Source organism: Acinetobacter sp. YH12151 (genome assembly GCF_013418355.1).
Classification (GTDB): domain Bacteria; phylum Pseudomonadota; class Gammaproteobacteria; order Pseudomonadales; family Moraxellaceae; genus Acinetobacter; species Acinetobacter pseudolwoffii.
Map to the genome: position 1 here is coordinate 13,902 of NZ_VPCG01000017.1, position 20,984 is coordinate 34,885.

Sequence of the window (20,984 nt, forward strand, 5' to 3'; positions counted from 1 at the left end):
GTAGAAGTGTTAGAAAAAGCCAGGTTATCAACAAGAAAAACTAATTTGTATCAAAAAATAACAAAAGATCAGCAAAACATGAATAAAAAATATTTTTTAAGTCCTTTATATTGAACCCATCACGAATAACTAATGATCAAAATAAGTTCTTTTGAGGAGAGAAATAATGAAGTCTTTACATAAAATTTTAGCAGTTTCCATTTTGGCTGCAGCAGCTGGCTCTGTTATGGCTGCTGATGAAACAATCGTAACAGATGAAGGTGTGGCATCTTTTTCTTTCTTTAAACCCGCAGCTGTTCGTGCTGAAGTCGGTACTACCGGTTATGGTGGTGCACTTTCATGGAACGTGAACCCATATGTCGGCGTGACTTTAGGTTATAACGGTGGTGACATTTCCTGGTCTGATGATATCTCAGTAAATGGTACGAAATATGACCTAGATATGGACAATAACCTGACCTATTTAAATGCTGAAATTCGTCCTTGGGCGAACTGGTTCTATATGGCAGCCGGTGTTGCATATATTGACAATGATTATGGTTTACGTGGCCGCCCTGGGACAGATGGTGAAATCAGAATTGATGGTTCAACATTTGGTGCAGATGTAGGAGATGTAGTAGGTAGTTTATCTTACAAAAATAATATCGCACCTTACTTAGGTATTGGTTTCTCGCCGGCAATTACCAACCGTTGGGGCGTGTTCGGTGAGATTGGTGCCTACTATAATGGTAATCCTACTGTAGATTTATATAATACAGGTAGTCAGACAGCAACAAGTGTAAATCGTCGTCCAATTACAGATGCAATTGATACAGAAAGAGATAAAATTCGTAACGACAATGAATACGAATGGCTTCCAGTAGCCAAACTGGGTGTAAGCTTCCGCTTCTAAGCTTGAGCTGCATAAAAAAAACGAGCTTCGGCTCGTTTTTTTATATTTTCTAAAAATACTTTAAAAGTGATAACCCAGTTTTAAGCCCACGATCTAGGCACTATTGTCAGAAACAGCAGATAAACCCGCTATCTGAGGCGTAAGTGACTCAAATGTTGAGACCTCAGGTTTTTGAAATTTTAATGTCGAAGCCGGATTTCCTGTACCGGAATCCCATAAAAGCTCGATAGAATTTATGCCAAAAGAGGGCCATTGATGGGCAAGCCCAATTTTTGCCGACCATTGATCCTCACGATAATCAATCATCCTGAATGTTTGTACTTCTGGAAACTCTAAAGCAGCATAGTCAATCACTGCAGCGAATTCAGGAGGCTGAATTACAAAATTCTGCCAGTTTAACCAGCGTAAGGTGGCATAAAATGCATTCTGATAAGGCAAACCGGTTTGAAAATCCAGATTGACGGATTGAGGGGTTTGAATCTTGGTATAGGGAGATGGATGGGTACCCACTACAATAGATTCGGTCGTTTTATTCTGGTGAGTAATGCCTGAACGGTATGTCAGCGCAGTTCTGAAAAAATATTCCGGAATTTGATAACTCAATCCTGCAAGCCAACCCCAGGCAGGATCTTGTTCAAATGCAGCCTGATAACCATTAAATACATAAAAGGTTTGCCCGGATAAATACAAGCTTCCTTCCAGGCTTTGATAACTTAAACCTGTATAAAAATTCCAGGCATCATCCGGTTGAAAACCGATTAAAGAAGTGAGATTGTGGCTATTAAACTGAATGGTAGCCGCTTCAACAGGCAGCGTCTCACCTGCAAAAACCGGATTATAAGCATAGGCAACATCTACATGATAGGGCTGATCATAAATCAGTCCCCATGATAGCTGAGGGTGCAATTGCAGTTTGAGTGCAAGATTGGCGATCAATTGTGTACTGGCGAGTTGACCGGTAGAAAAGTCAGTAATACCCAGTTGTTGCAGCTGCTCGGTATGCTGTACCTGACCGCTAATATCAGGGCGAACCCAAGCCAATGAAATTTCAGCATAATGATTTTTTTCAAAAAAAGACTGAATACTTTGATTGGACTGTTCAAAAGCAGCACTATAACCTGACCCAGAAAAAGCGCAGCCCATACAGAAAAGAGCAAATTTGCTGTCGATCATATTGGTATAATTCAATTTATTATTAATGTGATTATGCTTGATATTTATACAGAGTATCCACTTAAAAATAATAAAGAGGCTCGCTGGCCTCTTTGATTGAAAACTTATATATTTTTATTCGTCTGGATAGGCGACTTTTTTAAGCGCTTTAATATCGGCATCCGGCGAGCACAGGGAAATAAACTCGTAGCCATAACCACGTAGTAAATGTCCTTTACGTACCGCAATCCAGGTGGTATTCATGCCAAAAATATCCGTTTTAATCTGCTTTAAACGGTAATCACGCTCCGGGTCATAAGCGACATCGTTGACAATGCCGACGCCCATATTCATTTCCACATAGGTTTTAATCACATCGGCATCGAGTGCGGACATGACGATATCGACATCAAAGCCGGCTTCTTCAAAGGCGGTATCAATCTTGGAGCGACCGGTAAAACCACCATGATAGGTAATAATCGGGTAATGGGCCAGATCTTCGATCCGGATCTGATCTTTAGTTGCAAGTGGATGATTTTGCGGCGTAATAATACTATGTTGCCAGTTATAATAAGGTACGCTGGCCAGATTGTCTTCAGTCGTCAGTGCTTCGGTTGCAATACCGATATCGGCTTGACCTTGCAGCAGCATTTCCGTGATTTCTACCGGGCTGGCCTGTTGCAGAATCAAATGTACTTTAGGAAATTCTTTTTTAAATTGGCTGACAATCGGCGGTAGCACATAGCGCGCCTGGGTATGCGTGGTGGCAATGGTCAAGGTACCTTCATCAACTTTATTAAAATCATCAGCCAGACGCTTAATATTATCGGCATCGACCAGCATGCGTTCTACAATTCCTAATAGTGCCTGACCCGGCTCGGTTAAACCCAGTAGACGCTTACCCTTACGGATAAACAGCTGTACGCCAAGCTCATCTTCCAGATCTTTAATATGTTTACTTACTCCAGACTGCGAAGTATAAAGTGCAGCTGAGGCTTCAGTTAAATTAAAGTTCTGTCTAACCGTTTCTCGTATAATTCTTAATTGTTGGAAATTCATAATTCTCTTTACCCTAGAAGAGGATGGGGCATTTCGAAGCCCCATCTTTTGGTCTTAAGCGACCTGATTTTCAAATAAATGCAAGTTCACCGCACTTAACCACACGGTTTGATTGGGGCGGAATTGGTGTGCTCTTGCTTCATCAGGTGTCAGTAAAATTTCAATCAAGTTACCCTGACGGTCATTCAGTTCTGCAACGACTTTACCCGCAATCCATAATTCACGTATGAAGGTGGCCTGAATGGCATTGTCTTGTGGCTGTGCATGAATGCGCAGCTCATCAGGACGTGCGAATAAAATCACTTCACCTTGAACAGCATTTTTTGCGCCATCAAAGTGAATGCGATCTTGCCCGAGCTGAATAATGCCGCCGTTGTTCTGGCCTTCAAAACGATTGGCTTGACCCAAGAAATCAAACACAAATGGGGTTGCCGGCGTTTCATAGACCTCACGTGGCGAACCGATCTGTTCGACATTACCTTTGTTCATCACCACAATCTGATCGGCCACTTCCAGCGCTTCTTCCTGATCGTGGGTCACAAAGATCGAGGTGATGTGCAACTCATCATGCAAGGTACGTAACCAGCGACGTAATTCCTTACGGACTTTGGCATCCAGTGCACCGAAAGGTTCATCTAGCAACAGCACACGCGGTTCAACGGCTAAGGCACGTGCCAACGCAATACGCTGACGCTGACCACCTGAAAGCTGAGCAGGGTAACGGTCAGCCAGAAAACCCAGCTGAACCAAATCAAGTAAACGCGTAACACGTTTTTTAATTTCCGCTTCAGATGGACGGGTTTTACGTGGGCGAACACGCAGACCAAAAGCAATATTGTCAAATACCGTCATATGACGAAACAGGGCATAATGTTGAAACACGAAGCCGACTTCACGTTCACGTACATGAACATTGGTCGCATCCTGACCTTCCAGAATGACCTGACCGCCATCTGCAGATTCCAGACCGGCAATAATCCGTAAAAGCGTGGTTTTGCCGCAACCTGATGGGCCGAGCAGGGCCACCAGTTGACCATCTGGGAAATCCAGCGAGATATTTTTAAGTGCATGGAATGCACCAAAGTGTTTTTCAATATTTTGTACTTGAATACTCATGTTGGCATTCCTTAAGAAACTGTAGAATCTTGATTACGTTTGTCCTGTTTTTCCTGGCGCAGTTCCACCCATGTTTTTAAAATCAGGGTGACAATTGCGAGGAGAGCCAGAAGCGAAGACACGGCAAACGCAGCACTAAAGGTATATTCGTTATAAAGAATTTCGACGTGTAGCGGTAAAGTATTGGTTTCACCGCGGATATGACCGGATACAACCGATACTGCACCAAACTCACCCATGGCCCGTGCATTACACAGAATCACGCCGTAAATCAGACCCCATTTGATATTTGGCAGGGTCACTTTCCAGAAAGTTTGCCAGCCAGATGCACCGAGCACAATCGCAGCTTCTTCTTCTTCCGTGCCTTGTGCTTCCATTAATGGAATTAACTCACGAGCCACGAAAGGTACAGTAATAAAGATGGTCGCCAGGACAATGGCAGGCACTGCATAAAGGATCTTGATGTCATTGTCCATTAGCCAGGACCCCATCCAGCCTTGCGTACCGAAAATCAGTACCAGCATTAAACCGGCAATCACGGGAGAGACCGAAAATGGCATATCAATCAAGGTGGTCAGGAAGGATTTACCCCGAAAGTTAAACTTCGCCACTGACCATGCCGCAGCCACACCAAATACCACGTTCAGCGGTACGGCGATTGCAGCAGTCAAAAGTGTAAGTTTGACCGCAGATAAAGTATCTGGATGCACCAATGCCTGTGTATAAACACCAATTCCCTGTTTAAAGGCTTCCACAAAAACCAGAATCAAAGGCAGGATCAGGCAGCTCAAGAAAAAAATCAGTGCAATAGTGATCAGGGTATAACGTACCCAGGTTGGCTCACGGGTTGCATCACGGGATTGCAGTTTTTCAGCCAGTGCATTGCTGTTGGTATTCAAACTCATCGTGCAGTTCTCCCGGTACGGCGGCTGGCCCAAGCTTGCAGTAAGTTAATCAGGAACAGCAGGACAAATGAAATCAGCAACATCACCACCGCAATTGTGGTTGCACCGGCATAATCATATTCTTCTAAACGGGAAATAATCATCAGTGGGGCAATTTCTGTTTCAAAAGGCTGATTCCCGGCAATGAAGATCACCGAACCATATTCACCAACACCGCGAGCGAAAGCTAACGCAAAGCCAGTGATAAGCGCAGGAAGTAAAATCGGGAAAATCACCTTGGTCACAATTTGCAAACGATTTGCCCCGAGTGCAGATGCAGCTTCTTCCAGTTCAGTTTCCAGATCACTGAGTACCGGCTGTACGGTACGAACCACAAAAGGCAGGCCAATAAAGATTAGAGCCAGCGTAATACCAATCGGGGTATAAGCAACCTGAATACCAATCGGTTCAAGATACTGACCAATCCAGCCAGTCGGCGCATATAAAGAGGTCAAGGCAATACCGGCCACCGCTGTTGGCAGCGCAAAAGGCAAATCGACCAAGGCATCGACAATACGTTTGCCCGGGAAGCTATAACGTACCAGACACCAGGCCAATAACAGGCCAAACACCACATTCACCAGCGCAGCAATAATGGCTGCACTGAAACTGAGTTGTAGGGATTTTTGAATACGTTCAGAGCTCAGGATTTCCCACAAGCCTTCCCAGCCAATGCCCAGTGATTTAATAAAAACAGCAGACAGCGGGATTAAAACGATTAATGATAAATACGCTAGGGTAAAGCCTAGAGAAAGACCAAATCCTGGCAGCACTCGGGATCGCTGCGACATGATGACTCCTCAAAAGAGAGAAAGCTGGTTAAAACTAACCAGCGAAAATTAAAAAAAGAAATTGGACACAAGCATAATTTGCAACGACTAAAATGCAAATTTGAAATAATACTTGCTGTCATCAGTATTGCTGATATGTTGCATAGTCTTTTCTGAAATCAAATACTGGGCAAGTTCAGGAAAAGGGCCAAATCCTGAAGCGACATTGACATGCCCCACCTGTCCGAGATTAATCGGTTTGAGTTTCCAGGCTTTGGCCAGAAACTGGGCGTCTGCATAGCTTAACCAGGGATCATTTTCACTGATTAATAACGTGGCCGGAACCTGAATCTGCACTTGCTGAAAATAATGGCTGTAATCGGTCTGGTTGTTACGAACAAAACCATTTTCCCCAAAACGTGCCGGATTGGCCGGCGCGACCAGAATCAGCTTTTTAACTTTAGCAGTCAATTCTGGATGTTGTGCCAGTGCTGCGACCGAGGTTAAACAGCCAAAGCTGTGCGCTACAATCTGTACATCATCTTGAATATCTTGCAGGGCTTTGACAAATTCAGTGATCCATTCCTGCAAAACGGGATGATTCCAATCTTTTTGTTGCACACGAGAGCATCGACTGAGCTGATGTTGTAAGCATGTTTGCCAGTGATTGTATTCGCTACCACCTACACCTGGAACAATAAGCGTATGTATCATGTCGATGCTCCTGTCAGATCAGCTGCGAATTACTTCGCGCTGTTTGCCTTCACAATCTGGTCGAAAATACCGCCATTCTCAAAATGCGCTTTTTGCACTTTTGCCCAGCCGCCAAATTCCTGATCAATCGTTACCAGTTTGAGTGGTTTGAACACATGATTATATTTCTTTAAAGCTACTTCACTGCGTGGGCGATAATAATGTTTGCCTGCCAGATCTTGCCCCAGTGGTGAGTACAGGAAGTTTAAATAACCTTGAGCCAGATGCTTATTGCCTTTTCTCGCTGCATTTTTTTCTACAATCGCCACTGGCGGTTCAGCCAGAATAGACAGACTTGGCGTGATAATTTCAAACTTACCTGGTTGCTCACGAATCGCTAAGTACGCTTCATTTTCCCAGGCCAGCAAGACATCACCGATCCCGCGCTCGGCAAAGGTGGTGGTTGCACCACGCGCACCTGAATCCAGGACTTTGGTGTTTTTATAAATTTGGCGAACAAATTCTTGTGCAGTTGTGTCATTGCCACCGGCCTGATGTTTGGCCCATGCCCATGCCGCCAGATAGTTCCAGCGCGCGCCACCTGATGTTTTCGGATTCGGGGTAATAATGCCGACACCCGGTTTCACCAGATCGCCCCAGTCTTTAATCCCTTTGGGGTTGCCTTTACGCACCAAAAATACGATTGTTGAGGTATACGGTGTCGAGTTTTGTGGCAGTTTCTTTTGCCAGTCTGCTGGCAACAATTTGGCTTTTTCTGCAAGCACATCAATATCGGCTGCGAGGGCCAAAGTCACCACATCTGCATTCAAGCCATCAATAACAGAGCGGGCCTGTTTACCAGAACCACCATGGGATTGCTTGAAGTTAATTTTTTGACCCGTACGGCTTTCCCAATATTTGCCAAAACTCTTGTTGACATCTTCATACAATTCACGTGTCGGATCGTAGGAAACATTCAGAAAATCACGTGCTGAAGCACCTAATGAGGTTGCCGAAATCACAGCAGCCAGAACCCCAAGTTTTATTGTTTTTGAAATACTCATTAGAAACCTCAATTTCTTACACGTTTTGTAACATAGCTGCAGAATAAACCTATTCTTTATGCGTAAAAAATAAATAAAAACGAATTTTATATGAAAAAAAAAGATAAGACGGAGCTGAAGTTATTGAAATGAGAATGGCCTTATCAATAAAGGCCATTGTTTCTGCTGGACTGCCTCATTATTTCGTATGATTTGCCTTTACAATTTGATCAAAGATCCCGCCATTATCGAAATGTGCTTTTTGTACCTTGGTCCAGCCACCAAATTCTTTGTCGATGGTGACTAACTTTAAAGGTTTAAATACGCTGCTATATTTCTTTAATACTTCGCTATTACGTGGACGATAGAAATTCTTCGCAGCCACAGTTTGCCCCGCAGGAGAATACAGATAATTCAAATAAGCTTTGGCCAGGTTTTCATTGCCATCTTTCTTGGCGTTTTTCTCTACAATTGCCACCGGTGGCTCGGCCAAAATTGACAGACTTGGCGTGATGATTTCAAATTTACCCGGCTGTTCACGAGTAGCGAGATGGGCTTCATTTTCCCAAGCCAGTAATACATCACCGATCCCGCGCTCAGCAAAAGTGGTGGTGGCTCCACGTGCGCCTGAGTCCAGCACTTTGGTCTGTTTATAAATTTGACGCACAAAATCTTGTGCTTTGCTGTCATTGCCACCAGGTTGATGTTTGGCCCATGCCCATGCCGCCAGATAGTTCCAGCGTGCACCGCCAGAAGTTTTCGGGTTTGGCGTAATAATTTCTACCCCAGGCTTCACCAGATCGCCCCAATCTTTAATCCCTTTTGGATTGCCTTTTTTGACCAGAAAGACGATGGTGGAGGTATAGGGGGTCGAGTTTTGCGGGAATTGTTTCTGCCAGTCTTTAGGCAGCAGACCTCTCGCTGCAATTTCATCAATGTCGGCCGCTAGCGCGAGGGTCACGACGTCTGCATCCAGACCATCAATCACAGCACGGGCCTGTTTACCTGAACCGCCATGCGACTGTTTATAGTTCACGTCCTGACCCGTGGTTTTTTTCCAGTATGCGCTGAATTCCTTATTAAAATTGTCATATAATTCGCGGGTTGGGTCATAAGACACGTTCAGGAAATCTTTTGCAGACACACTGAAAGCAGTGGCCGAAACCAGTGCAGCCAATACCCCAATTTTTAATTTACCAATATTCATTTTTGCCTCAATTTTTTTAGCTTTTGTTGGATAAGGCAAGAATAGCTGGAGATATTTTGCATAAAAAATAATTAAAAATGCATTTGATGTGAGTAAAAGAGATAAATCGATGGAGCTTATCTCTCAGTACTCAATTGTTGATTTGAGAGGCAATAAAATATGCTCTGTTTGAAAAATGCGAAACATGTCAGTGAGATAGAAGTACTCGATCGGGCCTTTCATTATGGTGATGGCTGTTTTAGCACGGCCCGGATTCGACAGGACCGGGTGGAATTATATGATCGTCATCTGGCACGTTTGCAGCTCAGTAATCAAAAATTAAGTTTGCATGCTGATTTAGCTCTGATTGCAGAAAGTTTGGAACTTTTACGTGAATCAGAAAGTCAGCTGAATGGAACATTAAAGATCGTGCTGAGTCGTGGAGTCGGCGAGCGGGGCTATAGTTTGCCAGAGCATCCGGCGGATCTGTGGGTATTTTATTATCCTCAAGCCCTACATGATTTAAAGTATGAACAGATCCAAAGTGGGGTATTACAGCAGGCACTGGGATTGACCATGCCGGGTCTGGTCGGACTAAAAACCTTGAATCGCCTGGAGCAGGTTTTGCTCAAGCAGGAGGCGGATCAGCGCGGTTGGTCTGAGGCACTGGTGACAGATGTACAGGGCGGGGTTGTCGAAGGGGTGAGCAGTAATTGTTTCATTTGTATAAACAATACATGGATTACGCCGGAACTTCGTTATAATGGCGTCTTTGGGGTGATGCGTGCAGAAATTCTACAACGGATGCAAGATCAGGGAATTGCCTGTCAGCAACGTTACATCGATATGGAGGAAATAGCCCATATTCAGAGTCTGTTTTTTTGTAATGCGCTAAACCCGATGAAAATTGTCACTCAATTTGAGCAGCGATCCCTGGATGGCGATGCTTGTATTGAACTTTTTAACCGTCTTCGATTAAATCAGATGTCTTAATATGTCAGCTTCCAAGTCTAAAGCCAAAAAGAACAATACAGCCAAATTTTCGTCACTTTTCAAAGGAATTGCCTTCGTCCTGATTGGACTTGCCTTGATTTTGGTACTGGTCTTAAAAAGTAGTTTGTGGAAAGACTATCCTGTAGACGGACAAAAACAGCTGCTGGCGATTGGGTCAGGGGAAACCTATTCTGGTTTTATTGACCGTCTGGCCAAAGGAAAACAGGTCAGTTTCCCGATTATTCTCAAGCTTTATCAGCGCATCCTGATTCATGACACCATGAAAGCTGGCGTATATGAAGTGCGCCAGGGCATGAGTATTCGTCAGGTTCTGGATATGATCTCCAATGCTGAAAATGCCCAGATGAACCGGATTTTGGTGATTGAAGGAACCACATTCAAACAGCTGATTGATGCTTTGAAGAAAGATGATCTGGTGACCAAAGAAGTGTCACATTTGCCAACGGCACAACTCCTTAAAGAGCTCAATATTCCATTTTCACATCCTGAAGGTCTGTTTGCACCGGATACATACTTCTTTGCTAAAGGTGAAACTGACCGTAAAATTTTAACCAATCTGTATCAGCGCCAGATGAAGGCACTGGATCAGGCCTGGGAAAAACGCGTGACTGATCTGCCCTATCAGAATAAATATGAAGCGCTGATCATGGCGTCGATCATTGAAAAAGAAACCAGTGTGGATAGTGAGCTAGAACAGGTTTCTGGAGTGTTCGTGCGCCGTTTAAAAATTGGCATGCGTTTACAGACCGATCCTACCGTGATTTATGGAATGGGCGATGCCTATAATGGCAATATTACCCGCAAGGATTTACGTACGCCGACGCCGTATAACACCTATACCATGTCTGGTTTGCCGCCAACGCCAATTGCACTGCCAAGTAAGAAAGCCATTGAAGCAGCCATGCATCCGGATAATTCTGACAACCTTTATTTTGTCGCCACGGGCAATGGCGGACATACGTTTACGACCAATCTGAATGATCACAATAAAGCAGTGCAGGAGTATCTGACCATTTTACGCTCGAAGAATAAGGAATGAGTATGTTTATTAGCTTTGAAGGCACAGAAGGTGTAGGTAAAACCACACTCATTCGTTCGATCTATGACGATTTTATGGCCCAAGGCAAAGATGTGATGCTTACGCGCGAGCCGGGTGGTACGCCGATGGCCGAGCAGATCCGAGCACTACTTCTGGCTGTGAATCATGAAGAAGCGATGGCGCATGATACCGAATTACTATTGATGTATGCGGCGCGTGCCCAGCATTTGGCACAAGTCATTCTGCCAGCCTTAGCAGCCGGAAAAATTGTACTCTGTGACCGTTTTACTGATGCCAGCTTTGCCTATCAATGTGCAGGTCGTGGACTCAGTGAAACAAAGCTGCAGTTATTAAATGATCACTTTGTGGCACGTATGCCGGACATCACCTTCTGGTTAGAAGCACCGATTGAACTGGGAATAAACCGGGCACGCGCGCGTGGCGCACTGGATCGCTTTGAACAAGAGAAAGTCACTTTCTTTGAGAAAGTAAGAGCCGGCTATGAAACGTTGTGGCAGCGTCATCCGGAACGGATCAAACGTCTGGATGCAACCCGTACACCGGAGCAGGTATTCGAGCAGGCTTTAAGTTATTTGAAGTCTGGTTTAAATTGAAATCCTGTTTATTTTAATTTTCACTAGGTAAATGTGTGAAAAATCTTCTATATTGAAGGCAATATAGAAGATTTTTTTAATAAGATGAAAACGACCAAAACCGAAATCCAACAATTTTTACAACAAGAATTTCCACAAAGCCTAGAAAAATGTAGGATCGAAGCCGTTGTTCCACGCGGCGCAACTTTGCTGTATCAGGTTAGCGCACAAGAGTTGCGTCCGGGTGGTACTGTTTCTGGCCCAACCATGATGACCTTGGCCGATCTTGCCTTATATGTCGCTATTCTGGGCGAAATTGGCCTGGTGGGTTTGGCTGTCACCACCAATCTGAATATCAATTTTCTCCGTAAACCTTCAGGTGGCACGGATTTGCGAGGAGAGTGCAAGCTTATTAAAGTCGGTAAAGTTCTGATTGTCGGGGAAGTCTGGATTTATTCAGTAGACCTTGATGAGCCAGTGGCGCATGTTACTGCGACTTATGCCATTCCACCTCAACACTAAACACCTGAAGAATAGAAGTTCAGTGATATAAATAGCCTAAGCTTAATTAAGTAGGTGAGCGCTAAAAGACAGGGAGATATGATTTAAAAATCATATCTCCCCAATAATCTAAATATTGACCAAGGGTGTTTCTACTTCAAAATTCACCGGATTTAGAATGGTCTTGCGTAATTCAGGCAATAATTCCGGATAGTCCAGCGTGAAATGCAGGCCACGAGATTCTTTACGCTGCATGGCACAGCGCACAATCATTTCTGAGACCAGCACCAGATTGCGAAGCTCGATCAGGTTTTTGCTGACCTGATAATCTTGGTAATACTCGGTGATTTCTTTTTTCAGCATTTCAATACGATGCAAGGCACGTTCCAGACGTTTGGTGCTGCGCACAATACCGACATAGTTCCACATGGTCTGACGTAGCTCATCCCAGTTTTGCAGAATCACCACATCTTCATCCGGATTGGTTACCTGTGAGTCATCCCAGATGGGTACGGGCGGAAAGGCATAGTCAGCATTGAAATGAGATTCGATATGCTTGGCTGCACTCATGCCATACACAAAGCATTCTAAAAGTGAGTTACTGGCCATTCGGTTAGCACCGTGCAGACCAGTATAAGAGGTTTCCCCAATTGCATATAGACCTGCGATATCAGTCTGGCTATGTTCATCGACCACAACGCCACCACAGGTGTAATGGGCTGCAGGTACCACTGGAATCATATCTTTGGTGATATCAATACCCAGTTCCAGCAGGCGGGCATAAAGCGTAGGAAAATGTTCTCTAACAAAGCTTTCATCCTTATGGGTAATATCCAGCCAGACATGCCGAATACCCAAGCGCTTAATTTCATAGTCGATTGCGCGTGCGACAATATCGCGTGGTGCAAGTTCGGCGCGCTCGTCAAAACGCAGCATAAAGCGTTCGCCATCGGGCAGACGCAGATAAGCCCCTTCGCCACGCATAGCTTCAGTGATCAGGAAGGAGCGCGCTTGTGGATGATAGAGACAGGTCGGATGGAACTGGTTAAATTCCATGTTAGCCACCCGGCAGCCGGCACGATAGGCCATGGCAATGCCGTCACCCGTGGCAATATCCGGATTTGATGTATAAAGATAGGCTTTCATGGCACCGCCACAGGCAAGGGCGGTAAAGGGCGCTAAAAAAGTATGTACTTTTTCATTTTTTTCATCCAGCACATATAAACCTAGCGCGCGGTTTTCACCGTCTAGGCCAAGTTTATGTGAACAGATCAGATCAATCGCAATATAATTTTCAAAAATAGTGATATTTGATTTTTCTTGGGCGCGTTGTACCAAAGTAGTCGAAATTGCACGACCTGTGGCATCGGCAGCATGAATAATCCGGCGCTGTGAATGGCCGCCTTCACGGGTGAGATGCAACTGTTCCTGTTCATCCAGAGTAAATTGCACACCGTGTTTTAGCAGAAAGTCAACTGATGGTTTGCCCCCTTCTACCGTCTGTTTGACTGCGTCCATTTCACATAGCTGTGCACCTGCAATCATGGTGTCATCAATATGCTGTTCAATCGAATCCATTTCATCGAGTACTGCAGCAACACCGCCTTGCGCATAAAAGGTGCTGGCATCTGTCAGGATGGATTTCGCTAAAACTGCAATATTAAAATGGTCCGGGAGCGATAAGGCTAAACTTAAACCGGCACCGCCACTGCCCACAATAATGACGTCAAATTGATGGGTAAGGGATGAATTAGACATGTCCATCAGCTAATTTTAAAAAAAGTTTGGTAATAACAGCGCTTTTTTGTGCAAAAGGCAAGCGTTGAAACGCTCATTTATTAATGAAAAAAATTAATCAAAGCCTTAACTTAGTGTTTTAATAATGAGATATTGTCCAGATTGAAGCATTGAAACATATTATTACTTAAACTTTACAATGTTTGTGATAAAACCTATTTACATAAATTTATCAACAATTTGAGTGAATAATTTATATGAAAATTCTAGACTTAAAAAAAGGATTATTTGCAGCGACCCTGACCATGAGTGCTGCACAGTTGCAGGCTGTCACACCGGTTGATTTTTCAAATCTGGTCGAGCAGGTCAGTCCTGCCGTGGTCAGTGTCAATGTCGTGAAAAAAATGAGCGAAGAAGAACTCTTACAACAACAAGTTCCGGAAATTCTGCGTCGCTTCTTTGGCAATCAGGTGATTATCCCGCAGCAGCGCATGCCACAGGAAAAAACCGGCTATGGCAGTGCATTTTTTATCAGTAAAGATGGCTATCTGCTGACCAACCATCATGTGGTTGAGGATGCATCTAAAGTCACCATTACCCTGAATGATCGCCGTGAAATTGATGCTACTGTGGTGGGAAGTGATGCACGTACCGACGTAGCTTTACTTAAGGTCACAGGTTCGAATTTTCCAGAATTGCGTACCGGGGATGTAGGCCGCTTACGTGTCGGTGAGCCTGTGCTTGCGATTGGTTCGCCATTTGGTTTTGATTATTCGGCCTCTGCCGGAATCGTCAGTGCCAAAATGCGCAACATGATGGGTGAAACAGCAGTGCCTTTTATCCAGACAGACGTGGCCCTCAACCCGGGTAACTCTGGTGGGCCTTTATTTAACCAGCATGGTGAAGTAGTCGGGGTGAACTCGCGGATCTTCAGTGGAACCGGCGGTTATATGGGGCTATCCTTCTCAATTCCGATTGATGTGGCCATGGAAGTGGCAGAGCAGCTGAAAAAGAATGGTAAAGTGACCCGTTCTTATCTGGGGGTCAGCTTGCAGGATATCGACCGTAATCTGGCAGAGTCCTACAACCTTTCTAAGCCCGAAGGCTCCTTAATTACTCAGGTTGCACCAAATTCACCCGCTGCACGTGCCGGTCTACGTGTCAGCGACGTGATTTTAAAATATAACGGCACTGCGATTTCACGCACCAGTGAATTATTAAACTATCTCAACCGTACTGCACCTCAGCAACAGGTACAGCTGGAGGTTTTACGTGATGATAAGCGCCGTAATATTTCAGCAACCTTAAGTACCGCACCGGATGATACCCCTGCAAAAGCCGGAGCACAGGCGCAGCCGAGCAAAGGACCTGTAATTGGTGTGGCTATTCGTGATTTAAGTTCGCTAGAAAAGGATCGACTGGAGATCAAAGGCGGGGTCATGATTCAGGATGTTCGTTCAGGTGGCATTGCCGCACAGGCGCGTATCATGCCAAACGATGTGGTGACGCATATTAATAACAAGGCAGTATTGAACGCAGAGCAATTTGTACAAGAAGTTTCTGAGTTGAAGAAGGGCAATGTGGCACGCGTTACGCTCATGCGCCAAGGGCAGCGTGCGATTGTCGGAATGCGTATCTAATTCTATTCAGATTTTTAAATATAAAAAACCGCTTTTGATGGGCGGTTTTTTATTATTTGCAATTTACCCAGCCTATAAATTCGGTAGACTCTATTCAGTTGAAAATCATGGAAAGGATAAGAGAAAAGTGACAGCTATTTTTGATCTTGCGTTAAAGGTGCAAGCTGAACATATCGATGGCTTGGGCCATGTCAATAATGTGGTCTATGTACAGTGGATGCAGGAGGTCGCCACAGCCCATATTGAAAAATTGGGATTGGGGTTAAAGGAATATGTGGAACTGAAACATGCCATGGTGGCGGTTGAGCATCAGGTACAATATCGCAAGGCCGCTTTTGAGGGCGATGAAATTATTTTGCGAACCTGGCTGAACGATATCAATGCACTGTATTCATTTCGCCAATATGCATTTTATCGACCACAGGATCAAACCCTGTTATTTACAGGTAATACGCAGTGGGCCTGTATTGAAATGGCCACTGGACGTCCTAAACGCATGTCGCCTACCTTTACCCAAGCCTATCAACCTCTTTCTGAGCAGATCAATCCTTATGATTTTTCAATAGTGTATCTAGATCAATAAGTGCTCGCTTCTTTGGCACAGAGTTAGATATTTCAATCAGGTTTAGCAAAAATATGGCGTGATTTTCAAAGCTTCATTGCAGTGATTGAGCTTGAGATCGCTGGACAGGTATTTTGGCAGAGTGGACAAAGCTAAAAATATAATTCTTTTTCTAGATCACCATTCTGCTATAATCCTTCGCAATTTCTATTCGGCTTTTGTTATGTAATATTTTTAAATTACATAGCGCGTTTTTTCTCAAGGTAACCCATGGCGCAAGCTAAAAAATCTATTGATATTAAAAACATTCGTAACTTCTCGATTATTGCGCATATTGACCACGGTAAATCGACCCTCGCAGATCGCTTTATTCAGACCTGTGGTGGTTTGCAAGATCGTGAAATGCAGGCTCAAGTCCTCGATTCTATGGAGCTTGAGCGCGAACGTGGGATTACCATTAAAGCCACTTCGGTGACGCTAAACTATACCCATCCAAATGGTGAAGTTTATCAGCTGAACTTTATTGATACGCCGGGACACGTTGACTTCTCGTATGAAGTGTCGCGATCGCTCGCAGCCTGTGAAGGTGCTTTATTAGTCGTTGATGCGGCGCAAGGTGTGGAAGCACAGTCTGTCGCCAACTGCTATACCGCGATTGAGCAAGGTCTGGAAGTACTGCCCGTACTGAACAAGATCGATTTGCCGCAAGCTGAACCTGAGCGTGTGATTCACGAGATTGAAGAAATTATCGGCATTGAAGCGACAGAAGCACCGACATGTTCAGCCAAAACCGGTCTGGGCATTGAAAATGTTTTAGAAACCCTGGTGAATGTGATTCCGGCACCGGTCGGTGATCGCGAAGCGCCGTTGCAAGCCCTGATTGTAGATTCATGGTTTGACAACTACCTTGGGGTAGTTTCTCTGGTACGTGTAAAGCAGGGTCGTGTGCGTAAAGGCGACAAGATGTTGATGAAATCAACAGGTCAAACGCACATCATTACTTCTGTTGGGATCTTTAATCCGAAACATACTGAAACAGGCATGTTGGAAGCAGGCGAAGTCGGCTTCGTGATTGCCGGTATTAAAGATATTTTCGGTGCGCCGGTGGGTGATACCATTACCTTGGCAACCACACCTGAAGTTGCAACGCTACCGGGCTTTAAAAAAGTAAAACCGCAGGTTTATGCCGGTTTATTCCCGATTGATGCCAGTGACTTTGAACCGTTTCGTGAAGCTTTACATAAACTGCAAATTAATGACTCGGCCTTGTTCTTTGAACCGGAAAGTTCGGATGCACTCGGTTTTGGTTTCCGCTGTGGCTTCTTGGGCATGCTACACATGGAGATTGTACAAGAGCGTTTAGAACGCGAGTATGATCTTGATCTGATTTCTTCTGCGCCCACCGTAATTTATGAAGCGGTGATGAAAAATGGCCAGACGATTTATATCGACAGCCCGTCTAAAATGCCGGATGGTTCAACCGTAGAAGATTTACGTGAACCGATTGCCGAATGTCATATTTTAGTACCGCAAGAATATCTGGGTAATGTCATGACCTTGTGTATCGAGCGCCGTGGCATACAAAAAGACATGAAATTCCTCGGCAATCAGGTGTCGATTACTTTTGAAATTCCAATGGCAGAAGTGGTCATGGATTTCTTCGATAAATTGAAGTCTTGTTCACGTGGTTTTGCATCCCTCGACTATAACTTTGTCCGTTTTGAAAGTTCTTCATTGGTAAAAGTGGATGTGCTGATCAATGGGGAAAAAGTCGATGCTCTGGCGATGATCTGTCATCGTAATGACGCGCGTCATCGTGGCATTGCGCTGGTGGAAAAAATGAAAGACCTGATTCCGCGTCAAATGTTTGATGTGGCAATTCAGGCGGCAATTGGTGCGCAAATCATTGCACGTTCCACTGTAAAAGCCATGCGTAAAAACGTATTGGCCAAATGTTATGGTGGTGACGTGTCACGTAAGAAAAAACTTCTGTCTAAACAGAAAGAAGGTAAGAAACGCATGAAGCAGGTGGGTAGTGTTGAAATCCCGCAAGAAGCGTTCCTCGCTGTGTTAAAAGTCGAACGCTAGAAGAATAAGGATATAAGCCCATGGATTTTGATTTTAATTTGATTCTTGTTCCTGCGACGCTGTTTTTTGTCGCACTGTGGTTGCTTGACAAGTTTGTCCTGAAACAAAGACAAACTCGCGGCAAGGGCAATGAAAATTTTATCATTACCTGGGCTTATGACTTTTGGCCAGTACTGACGATTGTACTGGTGCTGCGTTCGTTCTTGTTTGAACCGTTTAATATTCCATCGGATTCAATGGTGCCAACCCTGGAAACTGGGGACTTTATTCTGGTGAATAAATTTGACTATGGGGTGAAACTGCCTATGGTCAACACTAAAATTATTGATACTGGCAGTCCAGAGCGTGGTGATGTGGCAGTATTCCGTTATCCACCACAACCGACCATCAGTTATATCAAGCGTATTATTGGTTTACCCGGTGATCATATTGTCTATGATCATGGTCAGTTGAGCATCAATGGTGAACAAGTAGCGAAAGTTCCAGTGGAATTTAGCCGTGAAAAAGATCGTCTGGATACACCCAATGCCATTTATCATAAAGAAACTTTAGGTCAGCATAGCTTTACCATGCGTGAGCTGGAAGGGGTCAATGTCGCGCGTCAGGCGCCTTATATTAACTTTGTGGAAAATGGTAAATATTCAAGTGAAAATGGTTTATATTGGGAAGTAAAGGTGCCAGAAGGTCATTACTTTGCGATGGGGGATAATCGCGATCAGAGTGCTGACAGCCGTTTCTGGGGGCTTGTTCCGGAAGAAAACTTAACAGGTCGTGCATTCTATATCTGGATGCATAAAGAACCTGGCTTTAAATTGCCATCGTTTGGTCGCAACGGGACAATCGATTAATTGTTTCAATCAGGAAAATAAAAAATGAGACATCAACAAGGTGCTTCGTATATTGGGATTTTATTTGCAATCGTGGGGTTTGCATTTCTAGCCAAAGTAGCGATTGCAGTGTGGGGACCCTACTTTGATGATCGTATGGTCGATGGTGAAATTGAGGCGCTGTTAAAAAGTGCGCCAGCCAATATAACACCAGAAAAATTCCGTCAGCAGATGGATCAGCGTTTATCAATGAATAATATTCGCGATCTGAAGTTTGATGAAATTGCCAAAGTTATCCATACCGATGGTTTGCAGATACACAAGAATTATGAAATTCGTAAAAATTTCATAATGAATATCGATTTAGTGATGAAGTTTGAGAAAAATTTTGATCAAAGCGCAGTCAAAACTCAATGATGAACGTCTTGCCAGACGGATCGGTTATCAGTTTAAACAAGCTGAACTGCTCAAGCTGGCACTGACCCATCGTTCAGTCAGTCATAAACAAAACTATGAACGCCTAGAATTTCTAGGCGATTCTCTTTTAGGGATGATCATTGCGAATTATCTCTTCACTGCCTACCCAAGCGAAAACGAAGGCCGGCTGACGCGTATGCGTGCCACCTTGGTTCGACAGGAAGCATTGGGGAAAATCGCCAATGATTTAAAACTCAGTCAGAGTTTAATTCTCAGTACCGGTGAATTGAAATCTGGCGGTCATCATCGCGAGTCTATACTGGCAGATACTGTAGAAGCCATTATTGGCGCAATCTATGTGGATTGCGCTGATCTCACTGTGTTAGAGCCGATTGTGTTAAAATGGTATGAACCGTATTTGGATCATATTGAGCCGACCGATCAGCTTAAAGACCCTAAATCACGTTTACAAGAGTATCTACAAGCACGTAAGAAACCTCTCCCAGTTTACGAGGTTGTAGATATTCAAGGTGATGCCCCTAATCAGCATTTTAAAGTGGAATGTGAGATTGAGGGATTACCGACCATGCAGGGTGAAGGCGCCAGCCGACGTTTTGCTGAACAAGCCGTTGCGGCAGATATTTTAAAACTTTTGGAGCATAAGTCTTAATGACTACTCATTCCGATCACATTGATGCTGATCACGAGTCGCAAAGCGACAGTCACGACCTGGTAAATCAATTTTTTAGCGCACAAGGCACCGAAATTCCGTCGGATTATCGCAGTGGTTTTGTCGCTATTGTAGGTCGCCCGAATGTGGGTAAATCTACCTTAATGAACCATATTTTGGGTCAGAAACTCTCAATTACCTCACGTAAACCGCAAACTACACGGCATAAAATTGTCGGGATTGATTCGCGTGAAAAGTCTCAGGCGGTATTCGTGGATACGCCGGGGATGCATAAAAAGGAAGTACGTGCCATCAATAAAATGATGAACCGTGCTGCCCATTCGGCTTTACGTGATGTGAATCTGGTTTTGTTTGTGGTGGATGCACAGAAGTGGACGCCGAATGATGATCTGGTACTGGAAAAGCTGAAAAATGCTGAAATGCCGGTGATTCTGGTGATCAACAAATTAGATACTTTTGAGAACAAGAACGAAGCTTTACCACTGATTCGTGAGCGCGAAAAGCTGATGAACTTTGCGGAAATCGTACCTGTTTCTGCACTTCGTGGTGCCAATCTTGAGCATTTACGTGACACGATTGCCAAGTATCTGCCGTTCCAGCCGCCATTGTACTCCCTGGATCAACTAACTGACCGTTCAGAGCGTTTCCTGGCTTCTGAAATTATTCGTGAAAAGATCATGCGTCAGCTGGGTGAAGAACTGCCATATGATTTAACCGTGCAGATTGAATCATTCAAAACTGAACAGCCAGTGATGAATGAAAAGACTGGTCGTATGAAGCCGGCCTGTACCTATATTGATGCTACGATTTTTGTCGATCGTCCAAGCCAAAAAGCCATTGTGATTGGTGAGAAAGGCGTTAAGCTGAAAAAAATCGGTATGGATGCACGTCTCGACATGGAAAAAATGTTCGAACAGAAAATCATGCTGACCCTTTGGGTGAAAGTCAAAGGCGGCTGGTCTGATGATGAACGTGCATTGAAAAGCTTAGGTTATAGCGATATCTAAGTTATAAAATTAA

At 44.2% G+C, this 20,984-nt stretch carries 21 protein-coding genes; 12 read left to right on the forward strand and 9 right to left on the reverse strand.

What is annotated here, in order from left to right; genetic code table 11:
- Window positions 1–166 precede the first annotated feature (166 nt).
- The gene (carO, locus tag FTU82_RS08105; protein WP_180086240.1) at window positions 167–892 is read left to right on the forward strand and encodes an ornithine uptake porin CarO; all 726 of its coding nucleotides are present in this window, start codon (window positions 167–169) and stop codon (window positions 890–892) included.
- Between the two features lie 93 nt (window positions 893–985).
- Here the strand turns inward: carO and FTU82_RS08110 are convergent, their stop codons facing one another.
- The 8 genes from FTU82_RS08110 to FTU82_RS08145 form a co-directional block, all read right to left on the reverse strand.
- Window positions 986–2,065 (reverse strand): outer membrane protein transport protein, encoded by a 1,080-nt coding sequence (locus FTU82_RS08110; RefSeq protein ID WP_180101223.1) that lies wholly within the window; start codon window positions 2,063–2,065, stop codon window positions 986–988.
- 114 nt (window positions 2,066–2,179) lie between these two features.
- Window positions 2,180–3,103 carry a CysB family HTH-type transcriptional regulator gene (locus tag FTU82_RS08115; RefSeq protein WP_005097573.1) on the reverse strand — a complete coding sequence of 308 codons (924 nt, stop codon included), beginning with the start codon at window positions 3,101–3,103 and terminating at the stop codon, window positions 2,180–2,182.
- A 54-nt stretch (window positions 3,104–3,157) separates the two neighbouring features.
- Window positions 3,158–4,219, reverse strand: coding sequence for a sulfate/molybdate ABC transporter ATP-binding protein (locus FTU82_RS08120; protein WP_180101224.1), 1,062 nt, complete (start codon window positions 4,217–4,219; stop codon window positions 3,158–3,160).
- A gap of 11 nt (window positions 4,220–4,230) precedes the next feature.
- Window positions 4,231–5,124 (reverse strand): sulfate ABC transporter permease subunit CysW, encoded by an 894-nt coding sequence (gene cysW / locus FTU82_RS08125; protein ID WP_005097571.1) that lies wholly within the window; start codon window positions 5,122–5,124, stop codon window positions 4,231–4,233.
- Window positions 5,121–5,954 carry a sulfate ABC transporter permease subunit CysT gene (gene cysT, locus FTU82_RS08130; protein ID WP_005097570.1) on the reverse strand — a complete coding sequence of 278 codons (834 nt, stop codon included), beginning with the start codon at window positions 5,952–5,954 and terminating at the stop codon, window positions 5,121–5,123. Before cysT ends, cysW begins: the two co-directional genes overlap by 4 nt.
- Window positions 5,955–6,041: 87 nt before the next feature.
- On the reverse strand, window positions 6,042–6,647 hold the full coding sequence (locus tag FTU82_RS08135; protein WP_180101225.1) for an alpha/beta hydrolase: 606 nt from the start codon (window positions 6,645–6,647) through the stop codon (window positions 6,042–6,044).
- A gap of 29 nt (window positions 6,648–6,676) precedes the next feature.
- Entirely contained in the window at window positions 6,677–7,690 is a 1,014-nt protein-coding gene (locus FTU82_RS08140; protein WP_005097567.1) for a sulfate ABC transporter substrate-binding protein, read from the reverse strand.
- Between the two features lie 178 nt (window positions 7,691–7,868).
- Entirely contained in the window at window positions 7,869–8,876 is a 1,008-nt protein-coding gene (locus FTU82_RS08145; protein WP_100355699.1) for a sulfate ABC transporter substrate-binding protein, read from the reverse strand.
- A gap of 159 nt (window positions 8,877–9,035) precedes the next feature.
- Here FTU82_RS08145 and pabC point away from each other — a divergent pair, with 159 nt between their 5' ends.
- The 4 genes from pabC (at window position 9,036) to FTU82_RS08165 (ending at window position 12,023) form a co-directional block, all read left to right on the forward strand.
- Window positions 9,036–9,848, forward strand: coding sequence for an aminodeoxychorismate lyase (pabC, locus tag FTU82_RS08150; RefSeq protein WP_005097565.1), 813 nt, complete (start codon window positions 9,036–9,038; stop codon window positions 9,846–9,848).
- A 1-nt stretch (window position 9,849) separates the two neighbouring features.
- Window positions 9,850–10,908 (forward strand): endolytic transglycosylase MltG, encoded by a 1,059-nt coding sequence (mltG, locus tag FTU82_RS08155; RefSeq protein ID WP_100329040.1) that lies wholly within the window; start codon window positions 9,850–9,852, stop codon window positions 10,906–10,908.
- 2 nt (window positions 10,909–10,910) lie between these two features.
- The gene (gene tmk, locus FTU82_RS08160; protein WP_180101226.1) at window positions 10,911–11,522 is read left to right on the forward strand and encodes a dTMP kinase; all 612 of its coding nucleotides are present in this window, start codon (window positions 10,911–10,913) and stop codon (window positions 11,520–11,522) included.
- Between the two features lie 84 nt (window positions 11,523–11,606).
- Window positions 11,607–12,023 carry a PaaI family thioesterase gene (locus FTU82_RS08165; protein ID WP_005097561.1) on the forward strand — a complete coding sequence of 139 codons (417 nt, stop codon included), beginning with the start codon at window positions 11,607–11,609 and terminating at the stop codon, window positions 12,021–12,023.
- A gap of 108 nt (window positions 12,024–12,131) precedes the next feature.
- On the opposite strand, the gene nadB is transcribed toward FTU82_RS08165, so the two are convergent.
- Window positions 12,132–13,760: an L-aspartate oxidase gene (gene nadB, locus FTU82_RS08170; RefSeq protein WP_180101227.1), complete on the reverse strand. Its 1,629-nt coding sequence runs from the start codon at window positions 13,758–13,760 to the stop codon at window positions 12,132–12,134.
- A 236-nt stretch (window positions 13,761–13,996) separates the two neighbouring features.
- Here nadB and FTU82_RS08175 point away from each other — a divergent pair, with 236 nt between their 5' ends.
- The 7 genes from FTU82_RS08175 (at window position 13,997) to era (ending at window position 20,971) form a co-directional block, all read left to right on the forward strand.
- On the forward strand, window positions 13,997–15,379 hold the full coding sequence (locus FTU82_RS08175) for a Do family serine endopeptidase (RefSeq protein WP_005097559.1): 1,383 nt from the start codon (window positions 13,997–13,999) through the stop codon (window positions 15,377–15,379).
- A 127-nt stretch (window positions 15,380–15,506) separates the two neighbouring features.
- A complete protein-coding gene (locus FTU82_RS08180) occupies window positions 15,507–15,962 on the forward strand; it encodes a thioesterase family protein (RefSeq protein ID WP_180000175.1) in 456 nt (151 codons plus the stop codon).
- Between the two features lie 249 nt (window positions 15,963–16,211).
- Window positions 16,212–18,029, forward strand: a complete 1,818-nt coding sequence (lepA, locus tag FTU82_RS08185) for a translation elongation factor 4 (RefSeq protein WP_180101228.1) — start codon at window positions 16,212–16,214, stop codon at window positions 18,027–18,029.
- A 20-nt stretch (window positions 18,030–18,049) separates the two neighbouring features.
- Complete coding sequence (gene lepB, locus FTU82_RS08190) at window positions 18,050–18,877, forward strand: signal peptidase I (RefSeq protein ID WP_005097555.1); 828 nt, start codon at window positions 18,050–18,052, stop codon at window positions 18,875–18,877.
- A gap of 24 nt (window positions 18,878–18,901) precedes the next feature.
- On the forward strand, window positions 18,902–19,273 hold the full coding sequence (locus FTU82_RS08195; protein ID WP_005170117.1) for a DUF4845 domain-containing protein: 372 nt from the start codon (window positions 18,902–18,904) through the stop codon (window positions 19,271–19,273).
- Complete coding sequence (gene rnc, locus FTU82_RS08200; protein WP_005097550.1) at window positions 19,245–19,943, forward strand: ribonuclease III; 699 nt, start codon at window positions 19,245–19,247, stop codon at window positions 19,941–19,943. Before FTU82_RS08195 ends, rnc begins: the two co-directional genes overlap by 29 nt.
- Complete coding sequence (gene era, locus FTU82_RS08205) at window positions 19,943–20,971, forward strand: GTPase Era (protein ID WP_005097549.1); 1,029 nt, start codon at window positions 19,943–19,945, stop codon at window positions 20,969–20,971. The genes rnc and era overlap by 1 nt, the downstream gene beginning before the upstream one ends.
- Window positions 20,972–20,984 lie beyond the last annotated feature (13 nt).